This is a genomic window from Halobellus sp. GM3 (assembly GCF_052545375.1).
In genome coordinates, this window is sequence record NZ_JBQWLT010000015.1 from 1 (window position 1) to 17,932 (window position 17,932).

Sequence of the window (17,932 nt, forward strand, 5' to 3'; positions counted from 1 at the left end):
GCAGGTCTGCGAGCATCTCTGGATAAGATACTCAACGACCTGCTCGTTCCTCAATCTACGCTAACTAGACAGTGCCGCGTGATCAAAGACCTACTACTAAGACCAAGGTACGTTGAGCACCCTTTCCTCCGTGAGTTTACAGCGGCAACGAGGGGTGTGTCTGTACCCACTCGAGTGTACTGACGACGTTCTGTGGAACTGAAGCGAGGTACTCACTTCAAGAACGAGGGAGTTCACGACCGATCGTTTGAATTGCCGCCAATAGCTGCGTACTGGTGAACGTTTACAGCGGCAACGAGGGGTGTGTCGGCTTGGTCTCTCTTGATTACGGCGAGGTCTCGTGCTGGTCGTGGGAGCGTGCTACTAGATCCGAGCTTTCTGAGTCTGCCCACTCATTAACCAACAATTCCAATACTTTCGTCTGTGCTGTTGGTTAAGACTATCCTACGGATACAGAAGGACGATTGAAGCGGATATCTGTTTAGTGGTTCGAACCCCCCGGTACCGATACATACCGGTATGCGACTATAAGGATCTGTATTAGCCCCTGAGAGCTTCGACAGGCGGGTCGTTCGCGGCCTTCCAGGCGGGATACAGCCCGCTCAGCATGCTCGCGACCACCGCGAAACCGAACCCGAGCACAAGATACCGGACGCTCGGCCAGGCGAGCACGAGCGTCGGATCGCCTGCGAGCACCTCGAACACGGCGAAACCGACTGCAAGCGAGGCGAGCGCGCCCACGAACCCGCCGATCACGCCAAGGAACATCGCCTCTGCGAGGATCATCCGGAGCACTTCCCCGCGACGAATACCCACCGCGCGGAGAACACCAATCTCGCCGCGGCGTTCGATCGTGCTCATCAGCATCACGTTGAGGATGGCCACGCTGGCGACGACCAGCGAGATAGAGCCGATGCCGAGCAGCGCGAGGTTGAGCGTGTTCAGGAACGAGCCGATGCTCTCCTGGGCGCTCGCGAAGCTCGTAATGCTCAGCACCTCGTCGTCGTCCTCGTTGAAGCGCGCCTCGAGGCGGTCTGCGATCGCCTGGGCCTCGTCGCCGTCCGCGGCGATGACCGTCACCGAATCGTAGTACTCCTGGTCGGCGAGTGCCGACAGCGGCAACACGAGTTCGTTCCCGCCGGGACCGAAGCCCCCTTCAGCTTCGATGAACCCTCGAATGCGGTACAGCTGACCGTCGTACTCGACGGGATCGCCGAGTTCGTACCCGAGCTGCGTCGCCGTACTGTTACTGAGCAGCGCCCCGGAGTGGAACCGGTCGGGGTTGTCGCCCGCCGAGACGGTGTACATCGCGCTCGGTCGCGTCATCGCGGTCACGCTGACGAACGCCTCCCGACCGTCCCGCGTCGAGAGCGTCGTCTGGTTCGTTTTCTCCGGGACGACCGCGGCGTCGCCCGCGACGGAGCGAATCTCCTCGACCTGCTCGTCGGTGATGCCGTCGCTGTCGCTGTCGGGACCCGAGGAGATCATCACCTCGTTCGTGAGGCTGCCGAGGTCCGCCGTCGCCTGCTGCTGGAGCGCCACGCCGGCGATGCCGAGCGACGCGATGGCGACGACACCGATGACGATGCCGAGCGTCGCGAGCGCCGTCCGGATCCGGTTCCGCCCGAGGTTGCGCCAGGCCATCTGCACGCTGGGAACCCGCCACAGCAGGTCGGTGACGCTCACGGCTGAATCTCCCCGTCGACGAGTCGGACGACCCGGTCGGCGTACTCGAGGAGCTGTTCGTCGTGCGTCACGGCGACGATCGCGATATTCTCGATCTCTTTAAGCCGTGTCAGCTCATCCAGAATCGTGCGCCCGGTGTCCTGATCCAGGTTCCCCGTGGGTTCGTCCGCGAGCAGGATCTCCGGCTCGTTGATCAGCGCCCGCGCGATGGCGACGCGCTGCTGTTGCCCGCCGGACAGCTGGCTGGGCGTGTGATCGAGCCGGTCGCCGAGTCCGACGCGCTGCAGCAGGTCTACGGCCCGGTCGCGTCGGTCGCAGGAGGTGTCCCACATCGACGGGAGTTCGACGTTCTCGGTCGCGGTGAGCATCGGCAGCAGGTGGAACGACTGGAAGACGAACCCGATCCCCGAGCGGCGCTCCTCGGTGAGTTCGTCCTCGGTAAAGTCGGTCACGTCGCGGCCGTCGAGCCGGACGGTGCCCGCCGACGGCGTGTCGAGGAGGCCGACGAGGTTGAGCATCGTGCTCTTCCCGGAGCCGGAGGGACCGATCACCGTGACCATCTCGCCGCGCTCGGCGCGGAAGTCGACGCCCTTCAGCGCCTCGATCACCTCCTGTCCGCTCCGGTAGCGCTTGACGACGCCGTCGAGTTCGACGACGGTCATCTCCCCCGCCATCGATAGACGCCGAAACCGACCACGAGGACGAGGGCCGCGGCGATTCCGATCGCCGTCAGCGGGAGGCCGCCCGAACCGCCGGGACTGTTCGGACCGTCGTCCGGCCCGCCCTCGCCGCCCGGCATTCCGCCGGGACCGGCCGCGACCGACGAGGCGGCGTCGAGGCTCACCTCCTGGGTCGTCGTCACGCGCTCGTTGTCGACGATGTAGGAGATCTCGATCTGGACCGCGGACGCCGACGACTCCGTCTGCGCGGTGAGCTCGAACGTGGCGAACTCGCTGGCGTCGATCGCGCCGACGAAGTACTCGCTCGACGGCGGCGCGGGCGTCACTCCGTCGGTCTCCTGGACGCGCACGAGCACGGATTCGGCGTCGGTGCCGCCTAGGTTCGCCGCGTCGCCCTGGACGGTGACGCCGCCGCCGGTCCGGAGCGCCTCGATGCCGGTAAGCCGGACCTCGCCGGGAATCTCGGTCTGGTCGTCCAGATCGACGGTGAGCGACGTGGTGTGGTTCTCGCCGGCCGCCGCGTACTCGGCGGTGAACCGCACCGTTTCAGAGGACACGTCCCCGGTGTCGAAAACCGTCGTCTGGTTCGACTTCGGCGGGACGTCGAAGACGAACTTCCGGTCGATGGTCTCGCCGTCGACGTCGGCCGTTATCTCGACGTCCGTGAGGTCGGCGTTGCCGAAGTTAGTCAAAGAGACCGCGGTCGTGCTCGATCCCTCGTCGGACGCCCGCGTCGACAGTTGCGCCTTCACGTTCGGTTCGGTCACCTCGATATACACCGGATACGTGTAGGAATGGTAGTTCCCGTCGTCATCCTGGACGACGAGATTCACGTCCAGGCGCCGCTCGCCCGCGCTCTCAAAGGTGGTCGAAATCGGAATCTCCATCGATCCGCCGGGGGCGATCGAGCCGACGTCCTCAAGGCGGGCGAACTCCTCGGCCGTCCCGGGCGTTCGGATGTAAAGATCCCTGACGTCTACAGTCGTGTCGCTGTTCTCCAAGTTCGCGATCGTCGCCTCGATCGTCACTCGCTCTCCGACGTTCGGATCGGTCGGATTCACCGTGACGGAGGACATTTGTACGGCCGGATTCGCGGCCGACGCGGTCATCGCGGTGCCGCCCGAACCGCTCAGGAGGACGATACACGCGAGTAACAGTCGTGTGGAGGGGGACCAGTTCACACCGGGCTTACGGGTCGCCCGCACTAAATGGTAGGGTATCGACGGCTCTGCTGGTTAAGATTATCCGCTCTTTGTAGGTATGATTCATATTCAGCCACGGTTCGGTAGGATGCTTCGCCAGTTCGATATACCTCGTCGGCACATCCCTCGATTGACGCTAGCTGTCTTCGAGTTGTTGTTCAGCTATTGAGTCGCGCATCAGAATCTGTCCACTATATTAACCAACAATTCTATTACTTCCGCCTGTGTCGTTGGTTAAGCCGAGGTGTCACTGATGTCCTACGAGCCGCCAACTCCACCGACAGAACTTCCCAACGAGACCGTTACGACGCTCCAGCAGTACTCGCCTGACCCGAGAGGGTATCGGCGTAGGATGTCGAAATCAACCGGCAACACAACTATACAGTAAACTAGCCAAGTATCCGGGTGTATGGCAGATGGCGATCCAGGACCCGAGAATCCGCTTTCGCCGTACTATCCCTCGGAAGTCCCGTCTATTCCGGGGAACGGTCGGCGATGGTTTGCTATCTTCCTTGCACTGGTACTTCTCAGCGGAGCAGCCTTTCAGCTCCTCTCCCTGCTCTCCTCGTTGTGACCCCGGTATTCACAACGTCTTCATCGTTACAGCACGCCTGCCACGAGTCTTCGTAAGCGAACGAACACTCCGGCCGACCACACCAGATGATGGTGATCGGCCCACGAGCGTTCATCGACAGCATCTACCCAAGCTATACAAATTCCGCTTCGAAACCAGATACCGATGGCTACCTCTATCTCTCACCCTATCGATTCGTCGGTGGACGAATCGTTGACGGACCGGATAGAACGGGGTTCGTTTCTGCTGGGTATGCTCGGCGTACTGGGCTTTCTCGAGTATCTGCAGTTCGTCCACGAGGCCTTCGAGCTCGCACAGTTGTTCTACCTCTTCTTTTTGCTCTTCCTCGTCCCGCCCGGTCTCGTCGTACTGAGTGGGCTCCGAGATAGTGTTCGCTCCCTGTACCACCGCCTGACCGGAGAACGACCCGAGACGGAGTCATATTACGCTGACGACGATCCGCGCCACTGGATCGAGATGGCATACGAACCGGGGGCTCTCAAGAAACTCCAGATCCTGCTGATCCTCGTCCATCCGAACATCGCGGTTCGAGGTATCTTCCAAGTAGCGGGGGCTATCGTGGCGCTCGTCAGGCATGGGAGCCAGCTTCCTCGCCCCGAGACGTACGAATCCACTGTCGAGTATCGGCTCCCGTTCGATGGGGAGTGGACCGTCGTCAACGGGAGTCCGGACAAACGATACTCCCACTCGTGGTTCCCGGTTCGACAGCGATACGCCCACGATTTCGTCATCACGGACGAAGACGGACGGACACACGACGGCAGCGGCGGGCTCGACTCGTTTTACTGCTTCGACGAACCGATCCTCGCCCCGGCTGACGGCACGGTCGTTCGTGCAAAAGACGGCCATCGCGACCACCATCGTACGACTGGCTGGATCGATCCGCTCCAGTACCGACTGGCTGGCAACTACGTCGTCATCGAGCACGCTGACGGCGAGTACAGCTTTCTCGCTCATCTCAAGAAGGGAAGCGTCCGCGTTACACCCGGAGAACACGTCGAGCGGGGACAGGAGATCGGTCGCTGTGGCCATTCTGGAAATTCGAGTGAACCCCATCTTCACTTCCACGTTCAGGACCACCGGATACCATACGTTGGAGCGGGGCTTCCAGTCCAGTTCGTTGCCGCGACGGATCACCCCGAACTGGCCCGAAACGAGCGGGCGAAGACGTATGTCCACTGCGGACAGACCGTGACGTCCAACCTACCACCGGACGTGTGAACACGAACGGCTGGATAGCGATACGGGGGCTACTGCCGGGGGACTGCATCGAGCAGAACCGAACCTCGACGCGACGGTCGAAACAACTACCGGACCGGGAGGACGAGCCCGTCGTATGAACCCGTACGTGGTGCTCGGGACGGCAATTCTCGCGGAGGTCATCGGGACGACGTCGCTCAAACTCTCGCAGGGATTCTCACGCCCGCTGCCGAGTCTGGGCGTCCTCGTGGGGTACAGTGCCGCGTTTTACTTCCTCTCGCTTGCGCTGGAGGATCTGCCGGTCGGTGTCGTCTACGGAACGTGGGCCGCACTCGGGATCGTCGCCATCGCGGCTATCGGCGTCGTCGCCTTCGACGAGCCGGTCGATCTCGCAGGAGTCGTGGGTATCGGTCTCATCATCGCCGGTGTGTACTGCCTCAACGTCGTCTCCGGGATGTCCACTCACTGAACGGTCCCGTCTCACTCGCCCACGTTCTGGAGCAGATCGATACCACGGAAGGAGGAAAGACTAGCTCTGTTACGATCATCAGTGAGTTACAGGTCTGACCGGTCGCTAACTCGGATGCAGGCCCGCCCACCATCTCGGGTGCTTCGCTTTATTGAGGAAGTAGTTTCAGCAACGTGCCCTCGTGGCTTCGTCCTCTTCTACGAAGTAAGTGAGAGCGCGTACGTTCCAAGAATCATCAGTCCAGCAATCGTAAGCCAGACTGCCATCAACTCATCTCGAACAATGTGTGATGTGAAGCTATCCCCAAGGATCGCCCCCATCGGTGCGAGAATCAGTGCTAGCGTGGCTACATAATGGGGATTAATATTGGAGAGCGCTCCTGTCTGCGGGTTCTGAGTCATGAGACCAAAATCGAGTGTCAGTACGAGCACGTTACCGAAAAGAAGGTCGGTATCGATCAAGTTCTCATATTCCAGTAACTGAATGGAACCTGCGGCGAGCGGGCGTTCCACGGAAACCAGGCGTCTACAGCGAAGCCCAAAACAGTAAATAGAACCGGTAGACACTGCCGAATCCCGAGAAAACACTCTTCGAGTGGAGCATGGATCTGTGACACCGTGGGGTAGGGACTCGAGACGAGTGCTGCCCGAATTCGGTAGTTAGAATACCGGACGAAGTCCAAACCGCCCGGACGTACGGTCGAGAGCAACTCTCAGTAGTGTTTCACCGAGTGTGATCACCAGCGTAACGCCCAAGAGCAGTGGCCAGACGGTCAGGTACGACGAGAGAGGGTGAAGGTGTGCCCCGTACAGCCACTGATACACCGTATTCCCCAGTATCCAGAGCGTTACGAGCGGTGGGGTGAGGAGTGAGAAGCGTGCGAACAGATACAGGGGTACGGCGGCCGTCAGAAACATCCCGAGCCAGGCATATCCCAACGCGATTACTGCCACAATTCCACGACCGGAGATGGAAACACCTGACGAGAAGAGCCACGACAAAACAAGGATCGAGTACACGATGCCGCCGATAATCACGACGACGGGCCTCGTTCGGCGGATTGTGAGTTCGGAGTGGAGGGGCATAGGGCGTATAATCATCGATCAGCACACGGGTAGTTGATGCTGTCGTCCGTGGCGTGTGTACTCCTCGAGACGGGAAGGGACAGTGTACTCCGTACAACCATCTCGAATCGATTCTCGTCGTCGGTCGGAGTACCGAGTCACATCGAACCTGTTCAGGGGTCCGCTCATCAAGAGTTCACGTCAGCCCGGTCGTCGCGCAACGACACTACAACTGACGTGACGAGTCCGTGAGGCTTGAATATCCGGTCTACGTACACACCTTCCGTGCCCTCCAATCGGTTCGACCGTTCCCAACAGTATTCGGTTATGTGGTACCGATGAGACGTCGTGACTTCCTCGCAGCAGTCGCGTGTGGAACCGGAGTGCTGTCCGGGTGTTCGACGACCTCCGGTCCTGTTCGTGACCCGAGTCCGACGCCCGAGCCAACACCGCCACCGGACGTGAACACCCTCACTGAGGAAAAGTCACTACCGACCCCGGATGACGTCTCGGAGGAGGCGGCCGCGCTCTCGTTCGTCGAGACACACGAACGGCGGTACGTCTACAACGAACTCGTCGACGGGTTCGGAACTACCCAACCCGCCACCGATATCACTGTCGAGTCCACGGACGCTGCCGTGGTGTACACTACTGACGAGGGGTATTACCTCTTGTCGACGTGTCGTGGCTCCGCACAGTACTACGACCCGGACGGCTCACCGCGGCGCGCAGGGAGAAACGCCGCCAGCGTCGCCCACTTCGTCGGGTCGGATACTCACCGACGGATTCCGTTCAACGCCTACCGGTGTGCGGAGCCGGTCGTCACCGACGCCGATGAGGGGGACGAGGATAGATCGTCGGCACGGTTCCAGATCTACGATTTCGAGACGCCGCCGAACTACGACCAGCCGGATCAGGGTGGTCACGAGGTCGACGTCCGTGTCTCCGATGCCGCTGGGGAGTCCATACTGGATCGAGACTACCGGACCTCGCTCCCGCTGACTGTGCAACCGAGGGTGACTCGGACGACCGGTGGGTATTCGCTTTCGGTGTCGACGACGGACGGCGGCCAGGTCCAGCACGACTGGTCGCTGTCCGGGCCGACCGACCCCACCGGGTGGGCGCTCGCCGTCCTGATCACTCACAGCGGCGACGTGACGGTCCAGACGCTGTATCCCAACGAGATGGTCGGCTTGCCCTCTACCTCCCTGTGTACCCGAATGGGGTAATATCGGGAGCAGTCGTCGCAAATTGCTCCGTTAAAATCCGTAGTAAGAGGTATTTTGACTCTAAATCCGGTCAGTACAGTGAGGATACGAATCAGTTGTTAGCCTCCTCTCGGTGAAGCAAGGCAGTAACCAACAGGATAGCTCCTGTCGGTAGCATAACCAGCCCAATTGTGAAGTTCCAAAACCCGAGAAGAAACTGACCGACGGCACCGATCAGTAAGAGACTGAACCGATTAAACACCGCACCAGCCGCTCCCATCCATCCAAAAAGAATGACGATAGCGAACAGCACCAGCCGCGATGTTCGATAGCCGGGGGACGGGAGTATTGCGAGAAGGATGAGTGTGAGGAATACGACTGCGACAACAGATACACCTCTGAGAATATCGAGCGTGGAGTATCTCTTCCCCATAGTAGTACTAGAATTGAGAGGATATTGAGGATTGCCCCGATCAGTTCAGAGTTTTCTGCAACTAGCTGTGTCGGACTATAATTGATCTGAATAGTCGGATTTCAACAGAGCCTCGCAGACTCACTGAAACTCCGGAGTGGTAACACCGAAATCTCTGGGGAACACAGTCGGGACGATGCCCCCCAGACGTCCGCTCGTCATCAGTCTCGTCGTCGGCGTGGTGCACGCAGCAGGATTGCTTGCCGTCGGGCTCCACCTCGGCTATGCAGTCGGCCCGACCGAGTACTCGCTCCTGGGGGCTGGCTGGCGGTACGGGGGCCTCGTCGTCGTGGCGACGCTGCCGGTGTGGCTCGCACTACGGTATCGACTCGCCGCACCGCTTGTCGTGCTCGTCGTCACGACCGGCTACGTTCTCGGGATGGAACTCACCCCGCCCGGGCCGACCTTTCGAGACGTGGCCGAACTCGAACGGCTCGCCGAACCGACCGGCATCACCGTCGTCGAGGACGGCCTCTACATCGTCCGGTATATGATCAACGCGTCGGTCTGGACGGTGGGGTTCCTGTTTCTGGGCCTCGTCGAGTACGTCGTCCGAAGCACGTGGCACGTCCTCCCGGCCGTCGGACGGACAGTTCCGGAACTACCGATCCCGGCGTCGCGTCGACGGGCGGCAGCCGTGGCGACGACGGGCGGGGTTCTCCACGCAGCGGCCATGGTGTGGTTCGCCACCAGACTCGGCGTGACGGTCTCTGGTGGGTGGGAGTGGGCGTTGTATCTCTTCGGGGCTGCTGGCATGTGGGTCCTCGCTGCTGTCCCGCTGTATCTACTCGTTCGCCACCGACTGGTCGCGCCAGCGACGCTGCTAACGCTGTTCGTTCTGCTCGACGCACGGGCCGAGTTCACGGCGAGCGTCGAGGGTCCCCACGCGCTCTACTTCGGTGGCTGGTTCCTGTATCTGGGTATCCTGCTCGTGGCGGGCGGTGTCGAGTACAGTTTGCGGCGAGTTGAGATCTATCGACGGTTCGAGTCCCGCCTGTGACACGGCGTCTGTGGCCGTGAGATAGTTGGGACCGGGCACATTCACCCCTCAACGAACAGGAGGGTGCGACAGGACAACAGCGTATGGGATGTCAACTCACTGATTTTCGAGGGCGTCGAGGATGCACGCGGCTGCGACCACCGCCTCTTTCGGGACAGTGCTCGCGTCGTCGATGCTGACCGTGTAGGTGTCCCGCAGCGAGAACTGTCCCTCAATGTCGCCGACGTGAGCGCCGTCGGCGTCGAATATCTCGTACTTGTTCGGGATGAAGTTCGCAACCGAGACGAGATGCCGGAGCGCCGCGAGGGGCTTGCTCTTCGACCGGATGGTCGCCAGCGCCTCCCCGGTGTTGGGGTCACGGATCGTCCAGTTCTCCACGAACAGCGAGAGATCCTCGTCGAGAACGACGACCTCTTCGCCGGTTCCCGCGTCCGTGATCGTGTAGTTCCCCGCGATGTCCATAATTCCGCCGGCCTTCACCGTGAACGCGTCCTCGCTGTTGCCGTTCACGAACGGGAACTCCTCCTTCATCTTGAACATCTTCTGCTTCCCGCGCAGGACGACGTCACCGGTGCTGTCGCGGACGACGTACTTGTTCCGGATCGCCGACTGCTTGACCTCGTAGCGATCGTCGTCGAGATCGACCGTAGAGATGTCGTACGGAGTCGACGCCGATCCGGATGTGGAGGGCACGGGCATGGATTCTGGTGGCTCACGTTCGGAGAAAAGTTTTCTGCTCGGGCCGATACATCGGAGCAAGGCTCTTGATGTTGAGATAATCCTCGCTTCCAACTATCTTGATGTCGTTTCGGAACTGATTGATACGGAGGCAAACTCTTCGAACCGGGAACGCTCGACGCTCGACCGAACTGAACGACTCATCGCCGGCCTGTTTGGCCTCGGCATGGTTGGTATCGGCCCGATTCTCTGGCTGATTCTTCCGCCGGGAGATGGGCAGGTTGTTGCGTCGTACGCAGGAGCGATGTTCGGACTCTTTGGGCTACTGCTACTCTGGTACGCATACAGCGCCTGATCGTCCCGGGAGAGTTCACTGAGTGTCCATAATCATTCGAAGGACCACTATTGGGACTCTCTTAGATGGATAGGATCACGACCCCGGCGACAGATACAGGGGAATGCTTATCAGATTACTAGATGAACGCTGACCATAGCCGTCCTGAAAGCCCTCCGCCAGACGCCGAGCGCCCTCCAGCGCAATCCGATACTGTTCGTCCCGGTACTCGTGATACTGCTGTTCCAGATCCCGCAGTTAGTTCTCCAGGCCGTCAACCCACTCGTCGCCAGCATCGTCTCGATGGTGCTGTCGCTCGTGTTCATCTTCGTCATGCCATTCTTCCAAGCTGGCATCGTCGGAATGGCCGACGAGGCACTCGACGGACAGACCACACTCGACAGCTTCCTCCGTGAAGGGAAATCCAACTACGTGTCGGTCCTCGCCGCGTCGCTCGTGCTGGTCGCCGTCAACTTCGTGCTCGGGTTCGTCGCGTTCTTCGTGGCGACCTTCGGTGGCTTCGCGATCCTCAGTGATACGGGAGTCGGCATCGGGATCGTCGGGCTCGTCGTAATCGGCCTGATCGGCGCTCTCGGGATCCTCGCGTATCTGCTGTTCGTCTTCTTCGTCCAGTTCTACAGCCAAGCGATCGTCGTCGACGACCTCGGTGCTGTCGACGGGCTCAAACACAGTATCTCCGTCGTCCGCCACCACCTCGTGAGTACTCTTGGATACTCAGTACTCGTGGGCATCCTCGGCGGTGTTGCCGGTGGCGTGTTCGGGATCGCTTCGCTCCTCTCGTCACCCCAATCCACCAGCGCATTGGCCCTTCCAGAGGTCTCGTTGGCCGGTCGTCGGCGTTACACTCCTCGTTATACGCGGAACAGGCGCAATACCACGGCCTTCAGGCCGTGGATACGCGCCGTCACACCGGGCAACAGACCACTGTTCAAACGGTTTTCCTGAGTTTCCCACGGTGACGTTTAAGTGACAGGCCAACCTATATCGAGGTAGGAATCGGTCGGAACGGAGCGGATTCCGAACCGTCCTTCGGAGGCGGCCTGTCCGCCCACCTAACGAGGCAGTATCCGAAAGGGCAGTCGGTGAACACATATGCTCGAAGCGTGTGCCCGTGCCGACTGCTCGAAGCAAACCAGACGATACCCCCGAGTCTGCTGACGCCTGCTGGCGCCCCCGTGGCCAAAACAACACCGGGACGCCAAACACGGTCGAGGATAGGGGTACCGGCGGCTTGGCACCGCCAGCGGTCCACCAGTCCGATGCTGTGGGACTACCCGTGCCCGAAAGGTCTGGTAGTCCGATGATTGGACTCCAAACCTGAAACTCCCACCGCTCGGGATTCCTCCGCGTTCACGCGGAGGAGGATGTCAATGCATTTGGGACACTGTTCGGTGGGTTCTTCGGCGTCTATTCGGTCGCGTTCTACCGGACGATCAATCCGGGAGTCACCGATGGTGCGTGAACGGAACGCCGCCAGCGCGACACTCGTCGTCGCTGTAATCACCCTCTCGCAGTGGCCGGTGGTCGATAGTTCGCCACTCCAGCTCACGATCTTTCTCTATGGTGGCGTTCTCGTCGCGGCCTTGGGCATCTTCGAGTGGGTCAGAGCCATCCGAGTCCGTGGGATCAGTTTGGGTACTATCGTCCTGCGGAGGGTATATGAGCCTCTCAGAAGGGTTTCCGTGGGTCGATCACGTGGCCAAGCGTGTACGGAGGGCTCGAAGCAATCATCGTCCCTTACCAGCCCGAGTTCGCTTCGTGGGGCACATCCAGCGGTGTGATCGATAGTCTATGAGCGATAGAACGTCCACGAGTATACTTCGAACACGTAAGCAGGCACTGCAGTATCTCCTCGCAGGGACAATCTCGAGTGTCTTTATCGGAGTGGCAATTCTGTATCCCGAGTTTGCGGGGATCGATGGACTGCTCGGGTATCTGTTCTTGGTCGTGCTCGTCGGGTATCTGTTCGTACTCGCGAGTGATCACGTACGGCAGTCACAGTACCATCCACTCATTCAGGCCATCTTTTTCCTCTCGTGGGGAGGATACAACGTTTCACGCGGTCGAATCGGACTGTTGACGATTATCTTACTCGTTGGTGGGGGAAGTGCCCTCCTCTGGGGAGGGTACCAACTTGCACAGAAGGAGACTCCCACATAATTGAGCGGCTGTTGATGGATCGTGTCGCCACGTATATCCGATTCTGCTGCATTCCATCGAACAGCGAATGTCGAGATCCCCGTGGTGGTTCGGCGTCGTCTTGTTTCCCGTGGTTCCCCTACTGTCTCTCCTTTCCGGAATCGGATCCCGTACATTCATCGCTGTATCAACCTCAGCAGGTGATCCAAACGTCGGCGTCGGTATCGCCTCGTTCCTACTCACTATCGTCTCGTTCTGGGGAGGGATACTGATCGCACTGGTCGTACTCCTGTGTCTGCTTGCCGATATACGAGTGCTCAAGCGAGACCAAACGTGGTCGCCTCACATCGCTTGGGCGTTGACCGGAGTCATTCATCTCGCCCGAGCCGTATTTTCGACGTTGTTCATTCTGTCAGTCCCAGCACTTTCGTACTATCTGTACAGGCGTCACGAACGCGTCTGAGACCATCGCGGGTTCTCGATACGCTGTGGCAGAAGATCCTCAGCGGCAGTACAATACGAGTTCGTCCTCTGGCTGCCGTTCAGTAGACGTGCCAGATTACGTCGAAGGAAACGCGACCACTGGGCGGGGTATCATTCGGACCGCCCCTCGTTCCGTCTCATATGAACTACCACGACTCGTGAACCGCAACTTTTCAAACGGTCTTCATCCACTGTCTATACGTGTCCCCCTCTTTCCCCTCCATCCGTACCACCGCAATCCTTCTCCTGCTCGTCGTCGGCAGTACTCTCAGTTTCGCCTTCCACGCAACGGCAGGTGGTGCAACGATCACGTATGAGGCCACGCCCGTCGAACCTGGAGCGAATCCGGAACTGGTCACACGTGCGACGAGCAACGTGACCGACCTCGACGACCGACTCTCGGATACGCCCAGCCAATATCAGCAACCGATCCGAACCGCCGCCGCAACCGGCACCTACAACGGAACTCTCTCGCCGGAATTGCACATCGTGGTCGACGACATCGAGACACCGTACGTCCGGTATAATGGAAGCTACTACGCCTGGACCCTATCGACCGACGGGGAGACAACGAACGCGACGATCCGGATGCGACAGACCGATCCCGAAACGGTGCTCACCTCCGTCGCTCGTCCGGTATCTGAAGCGTCACCCGAAGTCCAAGCAGCCATCGACGCGGGAACCACGACCGGACCCATCGTTGAGGCGGGATTGTACCGGCAGGACGGGACGTACTACGTCGTCGCACCTGAAAACGAAGATGCACTGGCCACCCAGCTTGCAGGCACCTTTATTGGATTCGTACTCACACCAGTCGGACGTGGGTACGTCGCAGTTGCGCTAGGGCTTCTGGCATACCGTTACCGCGACCCGACGCGTGATCGCCTGTTGACCGTCCGCCGAGCCGCTGCGATCGCCACACTCGCGATTCCGATCGCGCTCGTCGGAACGTCGCTCTTCGAGAGTGGCTCCGCCACCCGCTTCGTTACCGGTCCCATGAGTGCAACCGTCGTCGCATCCGGTGTCGTTGCGGGGGTTCTCACAGCCCAGCGGCGGTGGCTTTCGCTGGCTGGAGTGACGATCGGGATCGGCTTGCTCACAGCGGCGTCAATTTCGGCTGTCCTCGGTCCTGTCGGTCTCTTTTTCGGACCGCTAGTCGTATTCATCGGAATCGGTACCGGCGTCATTCCGTTCGGATACGGCTACGCGTTCGCACAGACAGCGCCACGAGAATCGGCTCAATAGACACGAAACGGCGACTGTAGATATTGGTCTCGCTGACGTACCTTTTTGTCAAGAGCCACGTCACTTCAAGATGCAATGCCCTCCCGTGACCTCTTCCTCCGTCTCGGTATCCTCGTCGTACTTATCGGCGGAGGAGTGCTCGTGATTTCTAGTGCCCCAACGGTGTCAATTGGTGGCTATACGGTTCCGACGGGCTTCGCCGTCGGGGTGCTTGGCGGATTGTTTCTCCTCCCCGCAATCGTCTCGCAGTACCGAGACGGAGAACAGCGTGAATCCCTACAATGGGGACTGTTCGCGATCGGAATCCCGTTGTCCCTCACCGATCAAGCGGTCCTCCCGTGGATCGGTCTACTCGCGATACTCGGCAGCCTCGGTGTGGGATGGCAAATCGACCGTCGGATACGCGGGCGGATTTCGACGTGACTTTCAGTTTGAGGACGCCGGTGACCCTATACTACAGAGATATTTTGGTGTGACACAGAGGCGGCTGGTGAAGGCAACCTACGGATCTTCGCCGTTCGGGGACTGTCCCCGTCCGTTTTCGCTGGTGTCGTCATCGGAGCGCAATTACTCACAAACCGTCGATCACCGTTCGACGACCAGTTCACCCGCTTTGAGGACCGCGATGAGGATGTTTTCCATACGAACCATCCAATGGAGTTGATATGTGAGTTCTGAGGAGTGGCAGCCGGGACCTGCTAGATGTCCGGGGTACTCCTAGTGTCGGCGGTCGCGGAGGCGTTGGTACCGCCGAGGTCAGTGTCTCCTTCACTGACCTGTAGATACGCCTCGGCCATAATCCCGTAGACGAAGATGAACAGGACGCTGTTAAGGAAAATCGTGGCGACACCACCGAGGATAGGTGCGTCAACCATACGCAGGAGTGTTGGAGCGAAACTAACCACGGTACTGCTAATCCCAATAGTAAGGACGATCCCCACCAACCGGAGACGGTTCCCCTGAGAGAGACCCCAGCTCCGCTTGAGCGATCCGATAACGCCCCGGTCCTCGACACCGATAGTGAAGATAACGAAGAAGAAACAGGCAGAGAGGAACAGTCCCGGCAGGAACAGGAAGGCGAATCCGATCATAACCGCGAGAAGGACGATATATCCGCTGACGAGCATCGTGAGCGACGCTCGACCGATGCGGCGAGTGACTAGGTCTGCAGGGAACGAGTACAGCTGTGATTTCGGTCGAGCGAAGGCCCGAGAGAGAACCACGAAGTAGACAGCGTTCAAGACGAGCGTCCCGGCCAAGAGCACACCGGCGACGGTTCCGGATACCGGCAGGGTCAGTCCGATCACGTCGCTCATCGCAGTTGGGTCCGCTGCCGTAACCACGGTGTTGAGTGACGTGATGAGCAGGGCCTCGTGAACGAGCAACACCACGAACAGTAGGCCACCGGTGCGAGTCAGGACACGTCGACTGCCGTCGAGGATCGCGTTTGTGAGTCGGAGGGCCATCACGAGGGACCATTACCGGAGCGGAGTTATACGTTACAGAAAATCAAAATGGGTTTTGAGCTACCGCCGTGCGGTTGGCTATACCGACTCCAATTAATTCGACATCGAGTCGGTTTGACAACCGTTCGTGAGGTGTGCGAATATCTCAGCCTGTGACTCGCCGGTATCCAATTCGAAGCAATTTACCACTCCCGATGACCGTCAAAACAGCCGCACCAAACACGACGCCCGAGTGAACGATATCCAACAGCGGGAACGGGGTGTATCGTCCGAATATGAGCAGTACGACGAACAGAAGCCACAGGACGTACAACCCGATGGCTGCTCGGTGGAGGGCGTCACGCATATCCTACTGTTGAAGGGTATCTCACTTACCGATACCGGGAAGATGCGATAGTAAGAAATGGCTGTCAGGGAGTCATAGAACGGTTCGCACACCTGTATTTCTGCTCCCAGATTTGCTCAATGCAGGGGGAGCTACGAATCGCTCAGTTCAGTGGAAATACAGAACGTTAACTAAAGTCACCTAACACTTATCGGCCCATCCTAGAATATACTAGCAAAATCTTCCATCAGAATTTAAGTGGGATTCCTCAGTATTGATTCTAACGTCAATGTCGTTCAGGGACGCTCCACTTGATTACGAGGAGTATCGGGAGACTGGCGAAACCAGTCGATATTCGTTCAAAGAGGCTGACCGAGTAGTATCCCCGAATGGGCTGCTGCCGCAAGCGGACTTCAAGGGTGAAGAAATTAAAGCAGTGCAGACGGACCAGTTTGCCAACATAGATGGCACGATCGTAGACCAATTGATGTATATGGATACGCGACAGATGGCGTCTTTTGCCGCGGGGATTGATGACCCCGCACTGTTGCGGTCTCTTTTGGTTGAATTGAAGAAAGCTCATCAGCAAACAGAAGTAGATCTTCACCAAGAACGGCTGGATAATGCGCAGTCTGAAGAGCATCGTGAGGAGATTGAAGCGGAACACATTCCCTTGGGTGTTGAAGAGATTTTGCGCGTCTCAAGTGAGGATGCGATTAAGGAACTGTCAAAAGATACGGTTGAAGTCAAAGGCTATGATTTCGAGGCGGTAAATGAGGCAAGTACGTGTGAAGAAGTGCTCCATAAGTTTGAGGGAGAAACTTTCCAGACGGTGCCTGAGATTCTCTGGGAGGCGCAACAGAAAGGATTCAATAGTGTGCCTGAGAAGCTAATTTACCACTTGGCGGAGAAACACTTTAGCTTGGGGGAGAGTATGGTCAACGAGACACTTGAAGAGCTTGATAGAAAGAACCTAGCAAATAATCCTCATCCGTATCACTGGAGGGGTAGTCCACTGAATACGGTTCGAAAATACCGTTGACCCTGTAGACTTCCGTATAGATACGTTCGCAGGTCTATCTGCCAGTGCTTTCGTATATCTCCGCGGCGGAATTAATGATCTTGGACATTGTTCTATGACACTCTCGGTGGCTGTTCGTACGTCCCCTGGATGCGGTACAGAACAAGTTCATACCTCTTCAACAACGAACACGGTAGTATGGGTCCCGGATACGGAGAGCAGTCCTCTTGGATCACGACACTCGGCCTCCTCGTTGCACTTGTCTCGATCGTGGGAACGCAGTTCTTGGACTGGGAGTGGGGATCTGGGCAACTCGTTCCGACGCTTATCGGTGTGGCCGTGGCCGGAATTGCCGTATTGGCCGTTATCAGAAGAGCCCGCTAAATCTGCTCGAACATTTGCCAATCAATTACCCGACGGCCCCGTCGCTGAAACTTCTTGTTCGAAAGCACCACCTATGTCGGCAGAAACAAGGTATCGTGACCAATAGCCCTCTCGCATCTGGGCTCGCCATCGCCATCGGCACATTGATCGGACTCGTCGTCCTCGGCAACTCCTCGGTCGAAGTCGGATTACTAGGCGCAATTAGCGCATTTGTCGTCATGGTCGTTTTAAAATTCTATTCTGGATAGGGGCATACCAGT

The 17,932-nt window shown here is 58.8% G+C and carries 18 protein-coding genes; 9 read left to right on the forward strand and 9 right to left on the reverse strand.

The genetic code is table 11. The annotated features are described in order from the left end of the window. Positions 1 to 540: 540 nt before the first annotated feature. The 3 genes from ACT3HL_RS16445 to ACT3HL_RS16455 are packed head-to-tail and all read right to left on the reverse strand — an operon-like array spanning position 541 to position 3,547. Positions 541 to 1,686, reverse strand: a complete 1,146-nt coding sequence (locus ACT3HL_RS16445) for an ABC transporter permease (RefSeq protein WP_445087844.1) — start codon at positions 1,684 to 1,686, stop codon at positions 541 to 543. Beyond that, entirely contained in the window at positions 1,683 to 2,348 is a 666-nt protein-coding gene (locus tag ACT3HL_RS16450; RefSeq protein ID WP_445087882.1) for an ATP-binding cassette domain-containing protein, read from the reverse strand. Before ACT3HL_RS16450 ends, ACT3HL_RS16445 begins: the two co-directional genes overlap by 4 nt. Then, positions 2,345 to 3,547, reverse strand: a complete 1,203-nt coding sequence (locus tag ACT3HL_RS16455; protein ID WP_445087845.1) for a hypothetical protein — start codon at positions 3,545 to 3,547, stop codon at positions 2,345 to 2,347. Before ACT3HL_RS16455 ends, ACT3HL_RS16450 begins: the two co-directional genes overlap by 4 nt. An 847-nt stretch (positions 3,548 to 4,394) precedes the next feature. Here ACT3HL_RS16455 and ACT3HL_RS16460 point away from each other — a divergent pair. Both ACT3HL_RS16460 and ACT3HL_RS16465 read left to right on the forward strand, forming a co-directional pair. After that, positions 4,395 to 5,384 carry a peptidoglycan DD-metalloendopeptidase family protein gene (locus ACT3HL_RS16460; protein WP_445087846.1) on the forward strand — a complete coding sequence of 330 codons (990 nt, stop codon included), beginning with the start codon at positions 4,395 to 4,397 and terminating at the stop codon, positions 5,382 to 5,384. Positions 5,385 to 5,499: 115 nt separating this feature from the next. Continuing rightward, a complete protein-coding gene (locus tag ACT3HL_RS16465; RefSeq protein WP_445087847.1) occupies positions 5,500 to 5,832 on the forward strand; it encodes an SMR family transporter in 333 nt (110 codons plus the stop codon). Positions 5,833 to 6,029: 197 nt separating this feature from the next. Here the strand turns inward: ACT3HL_RS16465 and ACT3HL_RS16470 are convergent, their stop codons facing one another. Next, positions 6,030 to 6,344, reverse strand: a complete 315-nt coding sequence (locus ACT3HL_RS16470) for a hypothetical protein (protein ID WP_445087848.1) — start codon at positions 6,342 to 6,344, stop codon at positions 6,030 to 6,032. Between the two features lie 147 nt (positions 6,345 to 6,491). Next, positions 6,492 to 6,917, reverse strand: coding sequence for a hypothetical protein (locus tag ACT3HL_RS16475; protein ID WP_445087849.1), 426 nt, complete (start codon positions 6,915 to 6,917; stop codon positions 6,492 to 6,494). A gap of 440 nt (positions 6,918 to 7,357) precedes the next feature. Here ACT3HL_RS16475 and ACT3HL_RS16480 point away from each other — a divergent pair, with 440 nt between their 5' ends. Continuing rightward, on the forward strand, positions 7,358 to 8,125 hold the full coding sequence (locus ACT3HL_RS16480; protein WP_445087850.1) for a hypothetical protein: 768 nt from the start codon (positions 7,358 to 7,360) through the stop codon (positions 8,123 to 8,125). Positions 8,126 to 8,216: 91 nt separating this feature from the next. Here ACT3HL_RS16480 and ACT3HL_RS16485 read toward each other — a convergent pair whose 3' ends face one another. Further along, the gene (locus ACT3HL_RS16485; RefSeq protein ID WP_340696331.1) at positions 8,217 to 8,537 is read right to left on the reverse strand and encodes a hypothetical protein; all 321 of its coding nucleotides are present in this window, start codon (positions 8,535 to 8,537) and stop codon (positions 8,217 to 8,219) included. Between the two features lie 175 nt (positions 8,538 to 8,712). On the opposite strand from ACT3HL_RS16485, the gene ACT3HL_RS16490 reads away from it, so the two are divergent. After that, entirely contained in the window at positions 8,713 to 9,576 is an 864-nt protein-coding gene (locus ACT3HL_RS16490) for a hypothetical protein (protein ID WP_445087851.1), read from the forward strand. 96 nt (positions 9,577 to 9,672) lie between these two features. Here ACT3HL_RS16490 and ACT3HL_RS16495 read toward each other — a convergent pair whose 3' ends face one another. Further along, positions 9,673 to 10,275, reverse strand: coding sequence for an LURP-one-related/scramblase family protein (locus ACT3HL_RS16495; protein ID WP_445087852.1), 603 nt, complete (start codon positions 10,273 to 10,275; stop codon positions 9,673 to 9,675). On the opposite strand from ACT3HL_RS16495, the gene ACT3HL_RS16500 reads away from it, so the two are divergent. The 3 genes from ACT3HL_RS16500 (at position 10,274) to ACT3HL_RS16510 (ending at position 14,476) form a co-directional block, all read left to right on the forward strand. After that, the gene (locus tag ACT3HL_RS16500) at positions 10,274 to 10,609 is read left to right on the forward strand and encodes a hypothetical protein (protein WP_445087853.1); all 336 of its coding nucleotides are present in this window, start codon (positions 10,274 to 10,276) and stop codon (positions 10,607 to 10,609) included. The two genes, ACT3HL_RS16495 and ACT3HL_RS16500, sit on opposite strands and share 2 nt — an antisense overlap. 144 nt (positions 10,610 to 10,753) lie before the next feature. Continuing rightward, the gene (locus ACT3HL_RS16505; protein WP_445087883.1) at positions 10,754 to 11,554 is read left to right on the forward strand and encodes a DUF7847 domain-containing protein; all 801 of its coding nucleotides are present in this window, start codon (positions 10,754 to 10,756) and stop codon (positions 11,552 to 11,554) included. Between the two features lie 1,878 nt (positions 11,555 to 13,432). Beyond that, positions 13,433 to 14,476 carry a hypothetical protein gene (locus ACT3HL_RS16510; protein ID WP_445087854.1) on the forward strand — a complete coding sequence of 348 codons (1,044 nt, stop codon included), beginning with the start codon at positions 13,433 to 13,435 and terminating at the stop codon, positions 14,474 to 14,476. 698 nt (positions 14,477 to 15,174) lie between these two features. Here the strand turns inward: ACT3HL_RS16510 and ACT3HL_RS16515 are convergent. Both ACT3HL_RS16515 and ACT3HL_RS16520 read right to left on the reverse strand, forming a co-directional pair. Continuing rightward, positions 15,175 to 15,942, reverse strand: a complete 768-nt coding sequence (locus ACT3HL_RS16515; RefSeq protein WP_445087855.1) for a hypothetical protein — start codon at positions 15,940 to 15,942, stop codon at positions 15,175 to 15,177. 145 nt (positions 15,943 to 16,087) lie between these two features. Further along, positions 16,088 to 16,288 carry a hypothetical protein gene (locus ACT3HL_RS16520; protein WP_445087856.1) on the reverse strand — a complete coding sequence of 67 codons (201 nt, stop codon included), beginning with the start codon at positions 16,286 to 16,288 and terminating at the stop codon, positions 16,088 to 16,090. Between the two features lie 268 nt (positions 16,289 to 16,556). Between ACT3HL_RS16520 and ACT3HL_RS16525 the strand changes: the two genes are divergently transcribed. Both ACT3HL_RS16525 and ACT3HL_RS16530 read left to right on the forward strand, forming a co-directional pair. After that, positions 16,557 to 17,309 carry a hypothetical protein gene (locus ACT3HL_RS16525; RefSeq protein ID WP_445087857.1) on the forward strand — a complete coding sequence of 251 codons (753 nt, stop codon included), beginning with the start codon at positions 16,557 to 16,559 and terminating at the stop codon, positions 17,307 to 17,309. Positions 17,310 to 17,486: 177 nt separating this feature from the next. Next, entirely contained in the window at positions 17,487 to 17,672 is a 186-nt protein-coding gene (locus ACT3HL_RS16530) for a multidrug transporter (protein WP_445087858.1), read from the forward strand. Positions 17,673 to 17,932: the final 260 nt, after the last annotated feature.

What these genes read in the sequence shown, in the direction of transcription:
- ACT3HL_RS16495 (WP_445087852.1), bottom strand. Translation starts at nt 10,275, where the DNA reads ATGCCCGTGCCCTCCACATCCGGATCGGCGTCGACTCCGTACGACATC.
- ACT3HL_RS16525 (WP_445087857.1), top strand. Translation starts at nt 16,557, where the DNA reads ATGTCGTTCAGGGACGCTCCACTTGATTACGAGGAGTATCGGGAGACT.
- ACT3HL_RS16530 (WP_445087858.1), top strand. Translation starts at nt 17,487, where the DNA reads ATGGGTCCCGGATACGGAGAGCAGTCCTCTTGGATCACGACACTCGGC.
- ACT3HL_RS16500 (WP_445087853.1), top strand. Translation starts at nt 10,274, where the DNA reads ATGGATTCTGGTGGCTCACGTTCGGAGAAAAGTTTTCTGCTCGGGCCG.
- ACT3HL_RS16460 (WP_445087846.1), top strand. Translation starts at nt 4,395, where the DNA reads ATGCTCGGCGTACTGGGCTTTCTCGAGTATCTGCAGTTCGTCCACGAG.
- ACT3HL_RS16475 (WP_445087849.1), bottom strand. Translation starts at nt 6,917, where the DNA reads ATGCCCCTCCACTCCGAACTCACAATCCGCCGAACGAGGCCCGTCGTC.
- ACT3HL_RS16465 (WP_445087847.1), top strand. Translation starts at nt 5,500, where the DNA reads ATGAACCCGTACGTGGTGCTCGGGACGGCAATTCTCGCGGAGGTCATC.
- ACT3HL_RS16520 (WP_445087856.1), bottom strand. Translation starts at nt 16,288, where the DNA reads ATGCGTGACGCCCTCCACCGAGCAGCCATCGGGTTGTACGTCCTGTGG.
- ACT3HL_RS16450 (WP_445087882.1), bottom strand. Translation starts at nt 2,348, where the DNA reads ATGACCGTCGTCGAACTCGACGGCGTCGTCAAGCGCTACCGGAGCGGA.
- ACT3HL_RS16515 (WP_445087855.1), bottom strand. Translation starts at nt 15,942, where the DNA reads ATGGCCCTCCGACTCACAAACGCGATCCTCGACGGCAGTCGACGTGTC.
- ACT3HL_RS16485 (WP_340696331.1), bottom strand. Translation starts at nt 8,537, where the DNA reads ATGGGGAAGAGATACTCCACGCTCGATATTCTCAGAGGTGTATCTGTT.
- ACT3HL_RS16490 (WP_445087851.1), top strand. Translation starts at nt 8,713, where the DNA reads ATGCCCCCCAGACGTCCGCTCGTCATCAGTCTCGTCGTCGGCGTGGTG.